Origin of the sequence: Asticcacaulis excentricus (genome assembly GCF_003966695.1) — a bacterium.
Classification (GTDB): Bacteria; Pseudomonadota; Alphaproteobacteria; order Caulobacterales; family Caulobacteraceae; genus Asticcacaulis; species Asticcacaulis excentricus_A.
Window position 1 is genome coordinate 728,910 of record NZ_AP018828.1, and the last position, 16,972, is coordinate 745,881.

Annotated in this window: 20 protein-coding genes; 10 read left to right on the plus strand and 10 right to left on the minus strand. The window is 61.9% G+C overall.

Going from position 1 to position 16,972, the window contains the following annotated elements:
* Positions 1-21 precede the first annotated feature (21 nt).
* On the plus strand, positions 22-261 hold the full coding sequence (locus EM6_RS14490) for an AbrB/MazE/SpoVT family DNA-binding domain-containing protein (RefSeq protein ID WP_126423845.1): 240 nt from the start codon (positions 22-24) through the stop codon (positions 259-261).
* Positions 258-659, plus strand: a complete 402-nt coding sequence (locus EM6_RS14495) for a PIN domain-containing protein (protein WP_126423846.1) — start codon at positions 258-260, stop codon at positions 657-659. Before EM6_RS14490 ends, EM6_RS14495 begins: the two co-directional genes overlap by 4 nt.
* A gap of 7 nt (positions 660-666) precedes the next feature.
* Here EM6_RS14495 and EM6_RS14500 read toward each other — a convergent pair whose 3' ends face one another.
* The 3 genes from EM6_RS14500 to rpoZ all read right to left on the minus strand — a co-directional run bounded on the left by EM6_RS14500 (position 667) and on the right by rpoZ (position 3,679).
* Positions 667-2,892, minus strand: a complete 2,226-nt coding sequence (locus EM6_RS14500; RefSeq protein WP_126423847.1) for a RelA/SpoT family protein — start codon at positions 2,890-2,892, stop codon at positions 667-669.
* The gene (locus EM6_RS17415) at positions 2,880-3,143 is read right to left on the minus strand and encodes a hypothetical protein (RefSeq protein ID WP_126423848.1); all 264 of its coding nucleotides are present in this window, start codon (positions 3,141-3,143) and stop codon (positions 2,880-2,882) included. Before EM6_RS17415 ends, EM6_RS14500 begins: the two co-directional genes overlap by 13 nt.
* A gap of 176 nt (positions 3,144-3,319) precedes the next feature.
* Complete coding sequence (gene rpoZ / locus EM6_RS14510) at positions 3,320-3,679, minus strand: DNA-directed RNA polymerase subunit omega (RefSeq protein WP_013480428.1); 360 nt, start codon at positions 3,677-3,679, stop codon at positions 3,320-3,322.
* A 195-nt stretch (positions 3,680-3,874) separates the two neighbouring features.
* Here rpoZ and EM6_RS14515 point away from each other — a divergent pair, with 195 nt between their 5' ends.
* Positions 3,875-4,825, plus strand: coding sequence for a DMT family transporter (locus tag EM6_RS14515; RefSeq protein ID WP_126423849.1), 951 nt, complete (start codon positions 3,875-3,877; stop codon positions 4,823-4,825).
* Between the two features lie 107 nt (positions 4,826-4,932).
* Here EM6_RS14515 and folK read toward each other — a convergent pair whose 3' ends face one another.
* Positions 4,933-5,493 (minus strand): 2-amino-4-hydroxy-6-hydroxymethyldihydropteridine diphosphokinase, encoded by a 561-nt coding sequence (gene folK / locus EM6_RS14520; RefSeq protein ID WP_126423850.1) that lies wholly within the window; start codon positions 5,491-5,493, stop codon positions 4,933-4,935.
* Between the two features lie 35 nt (positions 5,494-5,528).
* Here folK and EM6_RS14525 point away from each other — a divergent pair, with 35 nt between their 5' ends.
* Positions 5,529-6,098: an NYN domain-containing protein gene (locus EM6_RS14525; protein WP_126423851.1), complete on the plus strand. Its 570-nt coding sequence runs from the start codon at positions 5,529-5,531 to the stop codon at positions 6,096-6,098.
* Between the two features lie 37 nt (positions 6,099-6,135).
* Here the strand turns inward: EM6_RS14525 and smpB are convergent, their stop codons facing one another.
* Both smpB and dapA read right to left on the minus strand, forming a co-directional pair.
* Entirely contained in the window at positions 6,136-6,612 is a 477-nt protein-coding gene (gene smpB / locus EM6_RS14530; protein WP_013480432.1) for an SsrA-binding protein SmpB, read from the minus strand.
* Between the two features lies 1 nt (position 6,613).
* On the minus strand, positions 6,614-7,507 hold the full coding sequence (gene dapA, locus EM6_RS14535) for a 4-hydroxy-tetrahydrodipicolinate synthase (protein ID WP_126423852.1): 894 nt from the start codon (positions 7,505-7,507) through the stop codon (positions 6,614-6,616).
* A 281-nt stretch (positions 7,508-7,788) separates the two neighbouring features.
* Between dapA and EM6_RS14540 the strand changes: the two genes are divergently transcribed.
* Positions 7,789-9,948 (plus strand): lytic transglycosylase domain-containing protein, encoded by a 2,160-nt coding sequence (locus EM6_RS14540; RefSeq protein ID WP_232037138.1) that lies wholly within the window; start codon positions 7,789-7,791, stop codon positions 9,946-9,948.
* Here EM6_RS14540 and EM6_RS14545 read toward each other — a convergent pair.
* Genes EM6_RS14545 through EM6_RS14555 form a run of 3 tightly spaced genes read right to left on the minus strand, consistent with a single transcriptional unit; the run spans position 9,911 to position 12,392 of the window.
* The gene (locus EM6_RS14545; RefSeq protein WP_232037139.1) at positions 9,911-10,690 is read right to left on the minus strand and encodes an ABC transporter ATP-binding protein; all 780 of its coding nucleotides are present in this window, start codon (positions 10,688-10,690) and stop codon (positions 9,911-9,913) included. The two genes, EM6_RS14540 and EM6_RS14545, sit on opposite strands and share 38 nt — an antisense overlap.
* On the minus strand, positions 10,687-11,667 hold the full coding sequence (locus EM6_RS14550; protein WP_126423855.1) for a FecCD family ABC transporter permease: 981 nt from the start codon (positions 11,665-11,667) through the stop codon (positions 10,687-10,689). Before EM6_RS14550 ends, EM6_RS14545 begins: the two co-directional genes overlap by 4 nt.
* Positions 11,664-12,392, minus strand: a complete 729-nt coding sequence (locus EM6_RS14555; protein WP_126423856.1) for an ABC transporter substrate-binding protein — start codon at positions 12,390-12,392, stop codon at positions 11,664-11,666. Before EM6_RS14555 ends, EM6_RS14550 begins: the two co-directional genes overlap by 4 nt.
* 152 nt (positions 12,393-12,544) lie before the next feature.
* On the opposite strand from EM6_RS14555, the gene EM6_RS14560 reads away from it, so the two are divergent.
* The 5 genes from EM6_RS14560 (at position 12,545) to EM6_RS17425 (ending at position 16,285) form a co-directional block, all read left to right on the plus strand.
* Positions 12,545-14,002 (plus strand): glycosyltransferase, encoded by a 1,458-nt coding sequence (locus EM6_RS14560; protein WP_126423857.1) that lies wholly within the window; start codon positions 12,545-12,547, stop codon positions 14,000-14,002.
* A gap of 50 nt (positions 14,003-14,052) precedes the next feature.
* Entirely contained in the window at positions 14,053-14,985 is a 933-nt protein-coding gene (locus EM6_RS14565; RefSeq protein WP_126423858.1) for a class I SAM-dependent methyltransferase, read from the plus strand.
* A 4-nt stretch (positions 14,986-14,989) separates the two neighbouring features.
* Entirely contained in the window at positions 14,990-15,784 is a 795-nt protein-coding gene (locus EM6_RS14570) for a TrmH family RNA methyltransferase (RefSeq protein ID WP_126423859.1), read from the plus strand.
* A 177-nt stretch (positions 15,785-15,961) separates the two neighbouring features.
* Positions 15,962-16,102 (plus strand): hypothetical protein, encoded by a 141-nt coding sequence (locus EM6_RS17420; RefSeq protein WP_172961271.1) that lies wholly within the window; start codon positions 15,962-15,964, stop codon positions 16,100-16,102.
* A 39-nt stretch (positions 16,103-16,141) separates the two neighbouring features.
* Positions 16,142-16,285 (plus strand): hypothetical protein, encoded by a 144-nt coding sequence (locus tag EM6_RS17425; protein WP_172961272.1) that lies wholly within the window; start codon positions 16,142-16,144, stop codon positions 16,283-16,285.
* Here the strand turns inward: EM6_RS17425 and EM6_RS14575 are convergent.
* A complete protein-coding gene (locus EM6_RS14575) occupies positions 16,276-16,932 on the minus strand; it encodes a glutathione S-transferase family protein (RefSeq protein ID WP_126423860.1) in 657 nt (218 codons plus the stop codon). The two genes, EM6_RS17425 and EM6_RS14575, sit on opposite strands and share 10 nt — an antisense overlap.
* Between the last annotated feature and the right edge of the window lie 40 nt (positions 16,933-16,972).

Genomic DNA, 16,972 nt, shown 5'->3' on the forward strand with positions numbered 1-16,972 from the left:
TAAGGCGTTGGAGGCCGAAAAATGAGTACCGCAACGCTCACCACCAAAGGTCAGATCACCATTCCCGCTGAGGTGCGCAAGGCCATGTCGGTCAGTCAGGGCGACCGGGTGGAATTCGTCGAGATCGAACCCGGAAAGTTTCTGCTGTGCGCCGCCACGCGGTCCATGACAGAACTCAAGGGCCGCTTTGGCAAGCCGGACCGCCCCGTCAGCGTCGAAGAGATGAATGAGGCCATCGGACAGGCTGCGTCCGGCAAATGATCGGGCTCGATACCAACGTGATCGTTCGCTACATCATGCAGGACGATCCGGCCCAGGCCGCTCTGGCTTCGGCGCTGATCGAAGGCCTGACCGACGATCAGCCGGGTTTTGTATCGGTGGTGACCTGTGTCGAAACCGTGTGGGTGCTGACGCGCAGTTATAAACTCACCCGCGACGCCATCATTGAGACGCTGGAGATTTTACTGGGGGCCTATCAGCTCCGTTTTGAGCATAAGCCAGACCTCTATCGCGCGCTTGCCGATTACAAAGCCGGCAAGGCGGACTTTTCTGACGCCCTGATCCATCGGCTAAACCTGAGCGCTGGATGCGAGAGGACCCTGACCTTTGATGTGGCGGCGGCGGAGCACGCGGGCATGACCCTCATCACGCCGGAATAAACCCGGCTCAGCCTCTGATCCGCTCAACCCCTTCGACCGAGGGATTGGTGCGGATGGCGGCCGTAATATTGGTCAGGTGGCGGGCATCCAGCACCTCGACTTCGAATTCGGCATCGAGGAAATCGACCTGCTGATTGGACAGTCGGATATTGACGATATTGCCTTTCGCCTCACCGATCAGGGTACAAACCTGCCCCAGAACACCCGGCTTGTTGCGCATATTGGCGCGGATACGGGCGGGCGAGACGGTGTTCTTTTCGGCGTTGAGCGTCCATTGCAGGTCGATCCACACCTCTTTTTGTCCCTCATAGGACTCAAGTTGCTCGCATTCGATGGAATGGACGTGGACCACCGCGCCTTCGACAATGCCGACGATACGGTCGCCCGGCACCGGCGTGCAGCAGCGCGAAAAGACGATCTTCTGCTGCAGCCTTAGGGCATGGCCGCGCACAAAGGCCGTGGCGTCTTCACCATCCTTGATGCGGCTGAAGGAATCCGTGGTCAGGGTGGCGGGCAGTTTCAGGCCGGGGAACAGGGCCTCCAGCACCTTGGCCGGCGCGATCTTGCCACGGCCACACAGCTCAAACAGCTCGTCTTCGCTCTGCACCTGAAAGCGTTCAAAGGCCGGACGCCAGGACATGTCGGTTAGGGTCTTTTCGACCTGCGCCGCCCCGCGTTCCAGCGCCGAGCGCCCCATACGGATGAAGTCGTCGCGCTGGGTCTGACGGATGCTGCGGCGGATGGCGGCGCGCGCGCGACCGGTAATGGTCAGGGACTGCCAATCCGGGTTCACCCGCGCTTCGACGCCGGTGATGATTTCGACCTGATCGCCGTTCTGCAAGGGCGTGCGCAGCGGCTTGTGCTCGCCATTGATGACGGCGCCGATGGCCTTGTCGCCCACCTCGGTATGCACCGCGTAGGCGAAGTCGAGGGGCATGGCCCCGCGCGGCAGGGAGATCAGGCGGCCCTTGGGCGAGAAGCAGAAGACCTGATCAAGGAACATTTCCAGCTTGGCGTGTTCGACCCATTCATCGGAATCTCCACCATTTTCGGCGATCTGCACGATGGCGCGCAGATTGGCGATGGGGTTACGCTCAGCCCATTGCGTCGCCGCCGCCTCATCGAAACCATAGGACTGGTTCTTATAGCCCCAGTGCGCCGCCAGCCCCTCTTCGGCCACGCGGTCCATCACCTCGGTGCGGATCTGCATTTCGATGCGCGCGCCCTTATGGCCGATAACGGTGGTGTGCAGGGACTGGTAATTGTTGGATTTCGGCGTCGAGATAAAGTCTTTGAAGCGGTCCTGCACGCAGGGCCACTTGCGGTGCAGCACGCCCAGAGACAGGTAGCAGTCGTCCGGGCTATTGACGATGACGCGAAACGCCACAATATCCGACAGTTGTGAGAATCCAATCGACTTGCGTTGCAGCTTGCGCCAGATCGAATAGGGCGATTTCTCCCGACCCGACACCCGCGCCCGGATACCGGCGACCGACAGCGTGTCCTGAATGTCGCGAGCAATATCGGCAACCGCTGCGCCCTTTTGATCGCGCAGATCGGCCAGTCTTTGCAGGATCGCCGCCCGCCCGCGCGGATTGATAAAGGTGAAGGCCAGGTCTTCCAGCTCAGTAGCGAAGCGGTTGCAACCGATCTGCCGGGCCAGCGGCGCATAAACCTCCAGCGTCTCGCGCGAAATGCGCTCACGCTTGTGCTCCGGCACGTATTGCAGGGTGCGCATATTGTGCAGACGGTCGGCCAGCTTGACCAACAGCACGCGCACGTCCTTGGAAATGGCCAGAATGAATTTGCGCAGGTTTTCCGACTGCTTGGTATATTCGGACTTCAGCTCCAGCCGCGTCAGCTTGGTGACGCCTTCGACCAGTTGCGCGATCTCTTCGCCAAACAGCGAAGCGATTTCCTCGCGCGTGGCAGGCGTGTCCTCGATGGTGTCGTGCAGCAGCGCCGTGACAATGGCGGCCGCGTCCAGCTTGTAGTCGGTGAGAATCCCCGCCACCTCGATCGGATGGGCGAAATAGGGGTCGCCCGAAGCGCGCAACTGCGCGCCGTGCATCCGCATGGCATAGACATAGGCACGGTTGAGCAGCGCCTCATCGACGGTCGGATCATAGGCGGCGACGCGGTCGATCAGCTCCATCTGACGCAGGAAACGACGCTTCGGAGCGGGGGTAGGCGCAGGCTTGGGAGCCTGCGCCTTATCCGTCATTGACGGCATTTCGGGGGGGGCTGGATCGGAGGCGCTTCCGCCGGCGGATCGAGCGGTGGGGTTTCCACCGGATCGATTGGCGGCGTTTCGGGCGGGGGGATGTCATCCCCCTCCTTTGGCTCACCGGGCGGCACTTCCTGAGGCGTTTCTTCCGGGAAACCGGGCGGCACGGCAGGCGGTTCGTTTTCAGACGAAACCCGTGCCGTGATTACCGATTGCCCTTCAGTTGCCATGTCCAGAACCGTACTCTTCTCATACATGCAGGCTCCTTAGATAAGAGCCCCGCCACGCGAGTCAAAGAGTAACCCCGCAAACCTTTAATCGCCAATAAAAAAGCAGGGTTTACAGGCAAAGTTACGGGCAAGAGGGCACACAAAGAAAAACACCGGCCTGAGCGACAGGCCGGTGTTTTCAAAATGCGTTGAATAGCAGAGGCTTAGTAGCGTTCTTCCTGACCGCCGTCACGATCGGACTGAAGCGCGCGGATCAGCTCGCTTTCCGACATCTGCTGGTGCTGCGGATCAGCCAGCAGGGCCAGGGTTTCGGCCTCTTCCTCGGCCTCGGTGCGCTCATCGACGCGCTGCAGCGAGGCAATCAGGCTTTCGGTCAGGCTTTCCGGCGGCAGCTTGTCCTCGGCGATCTCACGCAGGGCCACGACCGGGTTCTTGTCGTTGTCGCGGTCGAGCAGGATCGAGGCACCCGAAGAGATGGCGCGGGCGCGATGCGCCGCCAGCAGCACCAGATTGAAACGGTTATCGACTTTCTCGACGCAATCTTCGACGGTGACGCGAGCCATGCAGAACCCTTTGCAAATAATGACAAAAACGCCGCCGCCAAGACGCACTTCGCCTTGACCGACAGCGTGAGCCGTGTTCGTTCACCCTGTCTTTAGCCAGTGTCGCTGCAAAACACAAGAATTACTTGTCATTTACGTTCAAGCCGCCGTGCAGCGGTTGCACCGCCTGCCCGCCTCGCCTAAGAGACGCGCATCATGTCCGCTGCGTCCTCTCCTGTTGCGTCCCCGTCCGCCCTGTCGCGCTGGAGCGGCTATGCTCTGGCTCTGGCCGGGGCCTTTCTGTTCGCCACCAAGGGCATCTTTATCAAGCTGGCCTATGCCTATCAGGTCGATGCCTCGACTCTGCTGACCCTGCGGCTTCTCATCGCCACGCCGTTCTTTATAGCCGTCGGCCTGATCACCCGCTATCGCCAGCGCAAGGCCGCGCCCCTGTCGGGCAGCCTGTACCTCAAGGCGCTGGCGGTTGGCGCGCTGGGCTACTGGTTCGCCAGCTATACCGATTTCGAAGGGTTGGTGCACCTGTCGCCGCAGTTTGAACGCCTGATCCTGTTCACCTACCCTCTGTTCGTCATCCTTCTGGGCGCGTGGTTGTTCCGTCAGCCACTGAAGATACTGGCCCTGCCCGCCTTTGGAATTGCCTATGCCGGTCTGGCCCTCGTCTTCTGGTCGGAAGCGGGCAGCGGCGGACCGGACGTCGCCATCGGTGCCGGCTGGGTCATGGCCTCCTCGGTCGCCTTCGCCCTTTATCTGCTGCTGGCCAAGCCTTTGATCGCGCAAATGGGCGCCGCCCTGTTTACCTCGGTGGGCATGGTGGGGGCGGCCATCGCCACCTTCATCCATTTCGGCCTGACGCATCAGGCCAGCGCCATACCGGCCGATCCGGGACTGTGGGGGCTGGCGCTCGGTCTGGCTATCGGCGCGACCGTCCTGCCCGGCTATCTGGTGAGCTTCGCTCTGGCGCGCATCAGTTCTCAGGCCAATGCCGTCATCGGCTTCATCAATCCCATCTTCACCATGGGACTGAGCGTGCTCATCCTGAAAGAAAGTCTCTCACTGATCGACCTGATCGGCACTGCACTTGTGCTGGGCGGCGTCGGGCTCTACACTTGGCTGGAACAGCGCCCTCAGCGGCCTAGATCATTATGATTTCTGGAAGAAACATAATGATCTAGATTTTTGTTTAGCCCCTCGCCGGGCGGTGGCTTCGCCACCTTGGCCGCCGCCTCAATGGCGGCTTGAGCGGAATGATTCCACTAGAAATCATTCCGCTCTAATAAGGCGGACGTATCCTCCGCCGGATAGGCGTCCGTCCCCACCGTCACCCGCGCGTACAATTCCCGTGCGCTCAAACCCAACGCCGGATGCCGCCAGTCCGGCGCGATCTCCGCCATCGGCCCCATAACGAAGCCCCGCTCATGGGCGCGCGGATGCGGCAGGACCAGGTCGCCTTGTCGCACGACATCGCCATAGACAATCAAGTCGAGATCAAGCACGCGCGGCAGATTGCTTTTTTCGCCCCGCACGCGACCGGTTTCGGCCTCCAGCGCGTGTAAGTGCGCGAGTAAATCGTCCGGTTTCAAAGTGGTGCAAACCGCCATGACAGCGTTGTGGTAAGGTGGATGGTCCGGGTCCGGCCAGGCCTGAGAGCGCCACAGGGATGAAATCCGCGTAACCTTTATGTCATCAAGGCACAAGCGCTTGACAACCCTCTCCAAGGCCTGCAAAGGATTTAAATACTCGTGAGGCAAATTCGCGCCATAGGCAATGTAGATGTCAGGCCGGATCGCCGATAACGCCGCTACTGTTTTAGACATTTTTTTCTTCGATTTTTTAAACGAAAGCCATTTAAATGAGTTTTTATCCCACCGACAAGATTGCTCTGTTTATTGATGGCGCCAACCTCTACTCGGCAGCCAAGGCTCTTAACTTCGATATTGATTACCGCAAGCTTCTCGATGAGTTTCGTAAACGCGGCGTTCTGTTGCGGGCCTACTATTACACGGCGTTGGTCGAAGGCGACGACTATTCGCCGATCCGCCCGCTGGTGGACTGGCTGGACTATAACGGTTTTGCCCTGATTACCAAGACCGCCAAAGAATATACGGATGCGCAGGGGCGCAAGCGGTGGCGCGGCGATATGGATATCGAAATCGCCTGCGACATGATGGAAATTGCTGACCACGCTGACCATCTGGTGCTATTCTCCGGCGATGGCGACTTCCGCCGCCTGATCGAAGCGGTGCAGCGCAAGGGCTGTCGCGTTACGGTCGTTTCGACCGTCAAGTCGCAACCGCCTATGACCTCCGATGAACTGCGCCGTCAGGCCGACACCTTTGTCGATCTGGCCGATCTGGCCAGCGTCGTCGGCCGCCCCCGTCAGCAGCCCGCTAATACGCGCCACGACGAGTTTGAGGATTAAACAGGAAAAGGCCCCACCATCCGGCGGGGCCTTTTGTTTATCCGTGGTCCTTCAACAGACGGGCCTTTTCGCGGCCCCAATCTCGCTTCGCTTCCGTCTCGCGCTTGTCGTGCAGCTTCTTGCCCTTGGCCAGCGCGATCTCGACCTTCACCCTGCCCTTGTCATTGAAATAGAGCTTCGTCGGCACGATGGTCATGCCTTCGCGCTGCACGGCGATCATGAAGCGCGCGATCTCACGCCGGTGCATCAGCAGCTTGCGATGGCGGCGCGGCTCATGATTGAAGCGGTTGGCAAAGCCATAGTGCGGAATATCGGCATTGATCAGCACCAGCTCATCGCCATTTTCGATCGAGACGTACGATTCGGCGATATTGGCGCGACCCTGACGCAGCGACTTGACCTCGGTGCCGGTCAGGACGATGCCCGCCTCGGTATTGTTTTCGAGGAAATAGTCGAAGCGCGCCCGCCGGTTATCGGCGATGACCTTATAGTTGGATTGCTCTTTTTCGGCCAAGTCAGAGCCCCGCGGCTTTCATGGCCTCATCGACCAGCGGCCGCACGGATTCGGCGCAGGGCACGATGGGCAGGCGTACCTCGTCAGTCGTCTGACCCAGACGGCTCAGGGCGTATTTGGTGGGGGACGGAGACGCATCGGCAAACAGCACCTTGTGCAGCTTGATCAGCTTGTCCTGCCAGGTCCGGGCGGTGGCGAAATCACCTGCCTTCGCGGCATTATAGAGTGCCACCATCTCCGCCGGTGCAACATTGGAGGTCACCGAAATCACGCCGTGACCGCCGTGCGCCATATAGCCGAGAAGCGTCGGATCATCGCCGGAGATGAACGAGAAGCCGGGTTCGATAGCGATTCGCAACTGGCTCATGCGCACCAGATCACCGGTGGCGTCCTTGATACCAACGATGTTGGGTAGCTTCGACAAGCGCACAATGGTGTCATTTGAAATGTCGATCACCGTGCGGCCGGGCACGTTGTACAGCATCACCGGTATCTCAACCGAATCGTTCAGCGCCTTGAAATGCTGATACAAACCTTCCTGAGACGGCTTGTTGTAATAGGGCACAACGACCAGCACGGCATCGGCGCCGACCGTCTTGGCATGACGCGCCAGCTCCAGCGCCTCGGCGGTGTTGTTCGACCCGGCCCCGGCGATGACCTTGACCCGCCCGGCGGCGACTTCGACGCACAGGCGCACGATTTCCTTGTGCTCCTCCATCGACAGGGTCGAGGTTTCGCCCGTCGTGCCCACGGGCACCAGACCGTGCACACCCGCCTTGATCTGCGTCTCCACCAGTTGTTTGAACGCCGCATAGTCCACCTCACCGTTTTTGAACGGTGTCACCAGCGCGGTAATTACGCCGGAAAACAGGGGCAGGGCATCAAGGTTCGACATGGAGGTCATCATCCGGATTAAGCAGATCGAAATGTGGGGATGAGCCTTAAAACCACAATGGATTTGCTGCAACGACTTTGTAAAAAGAAAACGTCGGAATAAGGCGCGACTTGCGTCGAACCTAAATATCCGCACCATTACGCCGTTACGTTTGCTCTGACGGTTTTTGTGATCGAAGCGTGACCACCGCACCGCGGAAATCACGGTACAAAACCCGGACACATAATTGTGCTGTCATGTACGGCCATTATGACCTGCCCCCTACGCTTGAGGAATTTGTGATGACCAAGGCTTTCCGGACATTCAATGCGCGCTCGGTGACGTCGTGGTGCCGCTGGATGGGCGGCGCGGCCCTGATCGCGCTGACGGCCGGGATGGCCCTGTCGCCCGTTCTGGCGCAGGATACGACATCGGCACCGCGTCCTTATCAGGCGGGGCTTATCACCGAAGCCGACCGCGCCACGCTGAAACAGGCGCTGGAGGCGGCGCGCAGCAAGAATTTCGCTCTGGCCGAGTCTCTGCGCGGCAGCTTAAGCGATCCGGTAGCGCGCAAAATCGTGCAGTGGGCCATTATCAACACGGACGGCGACATCTATGGGTTTGCCGCGCTCGATGGCGCGCGCCGTGATCTGTGGGGCTGGCCGCGCGAGCAGAAGCGCCAGTTGGCGGCCGAAAAGCAGATCGGGAACGGAAGTCTGACGCCGCAGCAGACCATCGACTGGTTCAAAGGCGCGCCGCCCTTGTCGGTCGATGGGGCTATGGCCCTGATCAGCGCCTATGAGCGCGTAGGTCAGACGACCGAAGCCGCAGCGCTGGCGCGCGCATGGTGGCGGGATCAGGCCTTTGACGCAACCGATCAGTCGCGCTTTCAGGCCAGCTTTGGCCGCTATCTGACGACAGAGGACCACAAGGCGCGCCTCACCACCCTGTTGCTGGGCACGCAAGGGCCCGCCACCAATGCCATGCTACCGCTGGTCGATGAAACCAGCCGCAAGGTGGCCACGGCCGCCATGGCCCTGCGCTCCGGTTCGGCGGCGGGTGTCACCCTGTACGAACAGGCGCTGGCCGTCAGCCCGCGCAACCCGGTGCTGGCCTATGAGCGCCTGCGTTCGCTGCGCCGCGCCAAGCTGGAGACGCTGGGCTTTGGCCTGCTGGCCGACCTGCCGCCTGCCCCGGCGTCGGACGCGGCCATGAGCAATCTGTGGGTCGAGCGCCTGTCCTATTTCCGCGCCGCGCTCAAGGCCCGCAACTATCAGGCCGCCTATGAGGCGATGAACGGCGGCGGCTTCCCCAACGGCGAAAAGAAGGCCGAAGGCGAGTTTTTTGCCGGATGGACCGCCCTGATTCGCCTCAATCGCCCCGATCTGGCCCTGCCCCACTTCGAAAAAGTCCGCGAAGCCGGCACCTCGCCCATTACCCGCAGCCGCGCCCACTACTGGCTGGGTCGCGCCTATGAGGCCCGCGCCCAAGCCGGTGACGCCGAAAAGGCGCACACCCATTTCGTCGAAGGCGGTCAGTTCATCTACGCCTTCTACGGTCAACTGGCCGCCGAAAAGGCCGGTGTGAAGGCCATCACCCTGGGCAAGGACCCCGTGCCGACCGCCGCCGACCGTGCGCGTTTTGAAAACCGTGACATGGTCAAGGCCGCGAAGATTCTGGGGCAGAGCGGAGAACGCGACCTGTTCAACGCCCTGATTCTGGCGCTGGACGACGTGCTGCCGTCCGCCGAGGAGCAGGCCCTGCTGGTCGATCTGGCCGGGACCTATGGCACGCAGGATCTGGCCATGCGCGCGGCGCGCGTCTCTCAGCAACGCGGCTTCTACCTGCCCGAACGCGCCTATCCGCTGCGTGCGCTGCCCGCTGTCAAATCGCCCGAAGGCTCTTTTGTACTGGCCATCACCCGTCAGGAATCGGGCTTTGACCCGATGGTGCGCTCGGGCGCCAATGCGCGCGGCATGATGCAACTTATACCCCCCACCGCAAAAGGCGTGGCGCGGCGCATGTCGCTGACCTATTCCGACTCGATGCTGTACGATCCTGACTACAATATGCAGTTGGGGGCCTATCACCTCGGGGAACTGGTGGATCGCTTCGGCGGTTCCTACGTCATGGCCGCCGCTGGCTACAATGCCGGGCCGAATCGTCCGCCGCAGTGGATCATCGACTGCGGCGATCCGCGTGGCGAAACGGCCGACCCCATCGCCTTTATCGAGTGCGCCCCCTTTACCGAGACGCGCAACTACATGATGCGGGTAATGGAAAACAACGCCGTCTATCGCGCCCGCCTCAATGGCGGCACCGCGCCCCTGACGCCAATGGCCGACCTGAAACGCGGCATGATCATCGCCTACACACCGCAAACGGGCGACAGCGAGGATACGGGCAGCCTGCCAACCGGACCGGTCAACTATAATGACCTGAAAGCGACGTCAGGGAACTGACCGGGCTGGCCGCAAGGTGCAGGGCGGGGCCGTCATCACTGGGGCGGAACCCACCGTTCAGGTGGAAAACCTCAGCCAGCAAAGGCGGTGTGAAGACCTCTTCAGGCGCGCCAAACCCCGCCACGCGCCCGTCGTGCATGACGCACACCGCATCGCAGAAGGCCGCCGCCAGCCCCAGATCGTGCAGGCTGGCGATCACGACATGGCCGCGTGCGGCGGCGGCCTTCAGCACACCCAACCCCTGACGCTGCCATGCCGGATCAAGCGCCGTCAGGGGCTCATCGAGCAGCAGGACCGGACAGTCCGTCGCCAGCAACCGCGCCAGCAGCACCCGCGCCTTTTGCCCGCCCGACAACGAAAAGACCCGCCGATGCGCCGCCTCGCTCAAGCCCACGTCACGCAATGCGGCCTCGGCGCGCGCTTCGGCATCGCGAAAGCGCTGCGCGCCCAGTTGCACAATCTCACGCACCGCCAGATCCCAACTGATGCTGCGCGTCTGCGGCAGATAGCCAATCCGCGCCGCGCGTTCGGACAGGGAGAGGGACGACAGGGCGTGATCGTCGATCCGCACGGCACCCTCTGACGGCGCCACCAACCCCGCCAGCGCCCGCAAAAGCGTTGTCTTGCCCGACCCATTCGGCCCGACCAGCCCGTAAAGGCGTCCGGGCTCGAAACGCAGAGACACGTCGCGGACGGCTTCGGTCTGCCCCAGACGGACGCTAAGGCTGTGTGTCTCGATCATCCCTGCACCCATTCCTTCGCGCTTTTCCAGGCCAGAATTGCGAACAGCGGCGCGCCGATCAGCGAGGTCAGCACCCCCAGTCGAATATCCGTCGAGGTCGGCAGCAGGCGCACCGCGCCATCGGCCAGCAGCACCATTACCCCGCCCGCCAGTCCAGAAGGCGCGATCAGTCGATAGGGGTCGCGCACGCCCAGACCCCGCACCAGATGTGGCGCGGCCAGCCCGACAAAGCCGATTACTCCCGACACGGCGACGGCCAGCCCGGCCAGTACGCTGATGGCGACAACCGACAGGGCCGCCAGTTGGCGCAGATCGACGCCTTGCGAGCGCGCCGTGTCTTCGCCGAGCGTCAGCAACCTCAGGCCCGGCCCCACCCGCCACAGCATAAGCGCGGACAGCAAAAGCCCCCCCGCCGCCATGGCCGCATCCGTCCAGCTACGGTTTTCGACCGAGCCCATCATCCAGCCCAGAATTTCGGCGGTGGTCACCGGCGAGGGCGACAAATTGAAGACCAGCGCCATCAGCGCCCCGGTCAGGCTCGACAAACCGACCCCCAGAAGAATCAGGGCCTGCCGATCCGGAAAGCGGCTGACAAAGGCCAGAATAATCAGCGAAACGCCGCCGGCAAACAGCAGGGCAAAGCCTTCGACCGCGCCGGGCGTCAGGCCCAGCCCCAGCACGATGGCGACCGCTGCCCCCAGACCGGCCCCGCCCGACACGCCCATCAGGCCGGGCTCGGCCAGCGGGTTGCGGAAATAGCCCTGCGCCACCGCGCCGGCCACCCCCAACATGGCCCCGACCAGCAGCGCACACAGATTACGCGGCAGGCGTATCTGCCACAGGATGTCTCCGGCCAGACTGCCGGGCGCGCGCAAGGCCTCGGCATAGTCGGCGGGCCTCAGCGCCACCTCGCCCATGCCCATCAGCAGGACCAGCAACAGAGCCGCCGAAAGGGCCAGAATGATTCCTATTTTCAAGATATTTTCTCCGCCAGCTCAGGCAGGCCAAACGCCGCGTACCACGCACTGCACGCCAGCATCGGGCTGGGGATGGTCACTTGCGCCGCCCGCTCGATTCGCGCCCGCACGAGCGGATGCCGCCCCGGCGCCCGCCGCATGGCATAGGCATCCTCATAGAAGCCCAGCGCATAGACCTCCGCCTTTTCGCTTAAGAACACTTCGGGTGACAGATAGTAGAAATAGGGTTGCGACGCCACCAGCCTGTGGCCGGTCGCACCGATAACCTGACCCACCCAGGTCTCGGCTCCCGCCGAAAAACCGGAAGGGGTGTAATAGAGGACCGTTCGCGGGCGTTCCGGTACCGGCACCTTTGCCAGAGCCGCCGTCATGTCTTGCGCTTCGCGTGCCCCGGCCTGCGCCACGCCCAGTTGTGCTGCCACGTTTTTGACCTCGGCCTCCGCCTCAGAAAAAGTCGAAATCTCATTGATTTGTATAATTTTTATGCCATTTGCCTGTGCCTGCTTGATCAGTCGGGCATCGCCGCCCCAGGTGCGGACAAGGGCATCGGGTTTCAGCGCCAGTAGCGCCTCCAGCGTCGGCCGACGCAGCGGGGTCGCCCCGACCCGTGCGCGGTAAAAACTGTCCTGATGGCGGGCGCGCGGCGACAGGCTGAGGATACGGTCAGGAGGCAGGAGCGCCAGCGCGTACTGATCGGCGCACATATCCAGAGATACGACACGCAAGGGTTTAGCCCCGGCGCCACACGCAAAAAGGCCAAAACCGCCCAAAAACAACCAAAGAATGATATTTCTCACCCGATTTACCACCTTAGGTTAGTTATCCACAGGGCTATTTTCGGTCTTAAGTTGTACCCCTCAGGCCGTGGGGGGGAAACATGCCGCCGGAACCTAAACGCATAGCCGTCGAGCACGCGGCCCTCGCCGACAGCGCGCGGCCGAACCTATACGTCGTCTCCGATTCCGCAAGAGGCATAGCCGCACTTGATCCGCGTTTTTCGGCGCAATCACCCCCGGTCGTCTGGCAGTGGGCGTCGCTGATGGTGTTAAGCCTGACGCTCATCAGCGGTCTGTGGCTGGCGTTCGATGCGGTAACGCAATGTCTTTACGGTCTGTGCTGGGCGCTATTCATGACAAATGCGACCTTCAGACTGACCGCCTCTCTCACCCCCCGCAGACCGTACACCGTCCCGCCCCTGACCGATGGCCAACTGCCCGTCTATACGGTGATTGTCGCCCTGTACAAGGAAGCGGCCATAGCGCCGCAACTGATCTGCGCCCTCGAAGCTCTCGACTATCCGCGTCACAAACTGGAAATTCTGTTTGCGCTCGAAGACGACGATGCCGAAACGCTGATCGCCTTTGAGGGCCTTCTGGACCGCGACCGCCATCCGCATCGCCACCATATGCGCGTTGTACGGGTCGAAAGCGGCACGCCGCGCACCAAGCCGCGTGCCCTGAACCTTGCCCTGAGCCGCGCGTGCGGTGATCTTATGGCCATCTATGACGCCGAAGACATCCCGGCATCGTCACAGTTGCGCGAAGCGGCCGCCGCCTTTGCCGACCTGCCTGAGGATATCGCCTGCCTTCAGGCCCCGTTGCGGCCCGCCGGGTCGCGCGGCTTCATAGCCCGGCAATTCGCCGCCGAATACGCCGTGCATTTCGACGTGTTGCTGCCGGCCCTGCACCGCTTCGGCCTGACCTTCCCGCTGGGCGGCACCAGCAACCATTTCCGCGCCCCAGCGCTGAAAGCCGTCGGAGCCTGGGATGCCCACAATGTCACCGAAGATGCCGACCTGGCCTATCGTCTGGTGCGGTGTGGCTATGGCTGCGGCCTGATTGAGGCCCCGACCCGTGAAAGCCCGCCTGAGGATACACGCGCCTGGTTGCCTCAGCGCACACGCTGGATCAAGGGCCATATGCAAACCCTGCTGGTGCACACCCGTAGCCTTAGCGATTTACCCGTCATGACCATCCTTGGTCTGATGCTGAGTCTTGGCCTGAACGTCTTCTCGGCCCTGTGCTACGCCCCGTTCATGGCGCTGACGCTCGCTCAGGGACTATTGCATCTGTGGCAACCCGATCTTGGCGGCATAGGCTTGCCCGATCTGATCCTTCTGGTGTGCGGGATGGGCTTTGCGCAGATCGCGCTCGATATCGGCGCCCGCCGCGCGGGCTTGAAACTCAGCCTATGGGATCGTCTGGGGCTGCCTGTCTATTGGGGCCTGCAATCCTTCGGCGCGTTGTTCGCGCTTTATCAGCTTGTCGTTCGGCCTTTCCACTGGGACAAGACCGAGCACGCCCCGTCCGAAGCCGCGATGACAAACCCCTCATAGCCTTGACAGGAAGATTTGACGCGGGCGGCGGCGGGCGGTATGGCCAGCGCATGACCGAGATCAGCCCGACGCCCCTGACCCTGCGCACCCTGCCGTGGCGCGACTATGCCCTGATTGACTCCGGCAAGGGACTGAAGCTCGAACGCTATGGCGACTATCTGGTCATCCGGCCGGAGCCACAATGCTGGTGGTCGCCGAAATATCCTGAGTTGTGGGACAAGGCCGACGCGGTTTTTGACGCCGAAAACGAGGACGAGGATGGCGGCCGCTGGTCCTTCCGTCGCCGCCCGGACGAGCAATGGGCCTTAGGCTATGACCGCGTCAAATTTTATGGCCGCTTCACCGCCTTCCGCCACCTTGCCTTCTTCCCGGAACAGGCCGCCAACTGGGCGTGGCAGAAGACCGCCATCGAAGCGCGCAACGACCAGCCGCGCGTCCTCAACCTGTTTGGCTATACGGGCGTCGCCAGCCTTGTCTGCGCCGCCGCCGGCGCGCGTGTCACCCACGTCGATGCCTCCAAGAAATCCGTCGCCTATGCCCGTGACAATGCTGCCCTGTCCGGCATGGAAGACGCCCCCATCCGCTGGATCGTCGAAGACGCCCGCAAATACGTGCAGCGCGAGGTCAAGCGCGGCTCCAAATACGAAGGCATCATCCTCGATCCGCCGAAATACGGACGCGGCCCGACCGGCGAAGTGTGGCGGCTGTTCGAAGACCTGCCCGAACTGCTCGACCTGTGCGCGCAGCTTCTGTCGGATGATGCGGCCTTCTTCTTGCTCAACGCCTATGCGGCGCGTGTCTCAGGCCCGGCCCTGGCCCATCTGATGGCCGAAACGATTGGCCAGCGTCACGGCCGTATCGACTATGGCGAACTGACTTTGTGCGAAGACCCGAAGACGCCCAAAGGCGCGAAAGCATCCCCGGTCGCCCCGCGCGAATTCGGCATGTCCTTCTTTGCGCGCTGGATGAAGGACCCGGTCTAAGCCCATGTCTATAAAGCAGATTACTTCCCTAACCAACCAGACAATCAAGGACATCCGCGCCCTGCATATGCGCAAGGAGCGCGAGGCCACCAAGCAGTTTCTGGCCGAGGGTCTGAAGATCATTATCGACGCGCTGGATCAGGGGATCGCGCCGCAGATCCTGATCTATGGCAAGGACGCCGATCACCACCCTCTGCTTCAGCGCGCCATTGACGAGACGCTGAAAGCCCGCGGGCAGGTGCTTGAGGTGACGCGCGACATCCTCGAAAAGATCTCGCGCAAGGAAAACCCGCAGATGGTGCTGGCGGTCTTTGCCCAGCGCATCCGGCGTCTGTCGGAGATTGACCCGGACAGCCATGAGGTCTGGGTAGCGCTGGAGCAGGTGCGCGATCCCGGCAATCTGGGGACCATCATCCGCACCGCCGACGCGGCAGCCATCGGCGGCGTCATCCTGATAGGGGATTGCGTCGATCCGTTCAGCGTCGAAACCGTGCGCGCCACCATGGGCTCGATCTTCGCCCTGCCCATCGTCAAATGCACACGCGAGGAATTTATCGCCGATCGCGGCCGCTGGACCGGCTCCGTCGTCGGCACCTTACTGACCGCCAAACACGATCACCGCAGCGCGCCGTACAAACGCCCGACGCTGTTGCTGATGGGCACCGAGCAGTCGGGCCTGACGCCGGAGATTGCCGATACCTGCGACCTGCACGTCAAGATCCCGATGCGCGGCCGCGCCGACAGCCTCAACCTGTCGGTGGCCACGGGCATTATGATTTATGCCGCCTGCGGCCTGTAGGTCACCTCTCATACCAGCGGTCATAAAGAATGACCGCTGGTATGAGCCGGTCCATCGAACAGACGGGTTTCATTACATATTTGTCATTCAGTTTACGTTCAGATTCAGGGCAGTATGCCTCAGGTGGGGCTTGGGCTGGGTGCTTGGTCCCCTGTACCAACAATGGGATCAACACCAATGAAACTGACCTTGAAACTTCTGGCGGTAGCGGCCGTGGCCGTGACGCTTTCCGGATGCCTGATGTATCTGGAAGGGAGGGCCGACGACAGCCAGGCCTTGCAGCCCAAAAGCGCTCTTACCCTTAAAACGCGCGGATAAACCGCCGTTCCTTCCTCCCCTTACCCAGAAAGATCAGACATGAAATCGCTTATCCTCAAAGTGGCCGCCCTCACCGTCCTCGCCGCCAGCCTGTCGGGCTGCGTCGTCATCGTCAAAGACGATCAGTCGAAGCCCATCCACAACCACGAAACCAAGACGACCACGACCAAGACTCAGGCGTAGTCGTAAGGCCCGCCACGGGACAGGGCGCGTTGATAGGCCTCGCGGGCGTGGATACGCTCGACAAAGCCCCGCAATACCGCGCTCTGTCCCGCTCCGGCGCGGCTCACCGCCGCCTCGACCGGAAAGCTCATCATGATGTCGGCGGCGCTCAAGGCCTTGCCCGCAAACCAGCCGGTGTCTTTCAGCGACGTTTCCCAGAAGGCCAGATGCGTCTTCAGGCCCGGCGTGACCATCTTGGCCTCCAGCCCCTTGGCGATCAGCCCGGCAATCGGACGGATCAGCCCCGGCACCTTGGCCGGAAGCTGGCTGGTGATCAGTTTCAGCAGCAATAGCGGCATGGCCGACCCTTCGGCATAGTGCAGCCAGTAGCGCATCAGAAGCCGCGCCTTGGGGTCTTCGGGCACCAGTCGCCCTTGCGCATAGGTGTCCAGAATATAGTCCACAATCGCGCCCGTTTCGGCGATGGTCAGGCCATTATCAGTAATGACCGGTGACTTACCCAGCGGATGGATGGCCTTCAGTTCGGGCGGCGCGAACATGTCGGGATCGCGCTGATAGCGCACGATCTCATAGTCGAGACCCAGTTCTTCCAGAAGCCACAGCACGCGCTGCGAACGCGAATTATTCAGGTGATGGACGGTGATCATGGCAACTCCTGCGGCTTATACGTGAAGTGTGAGAAGATAG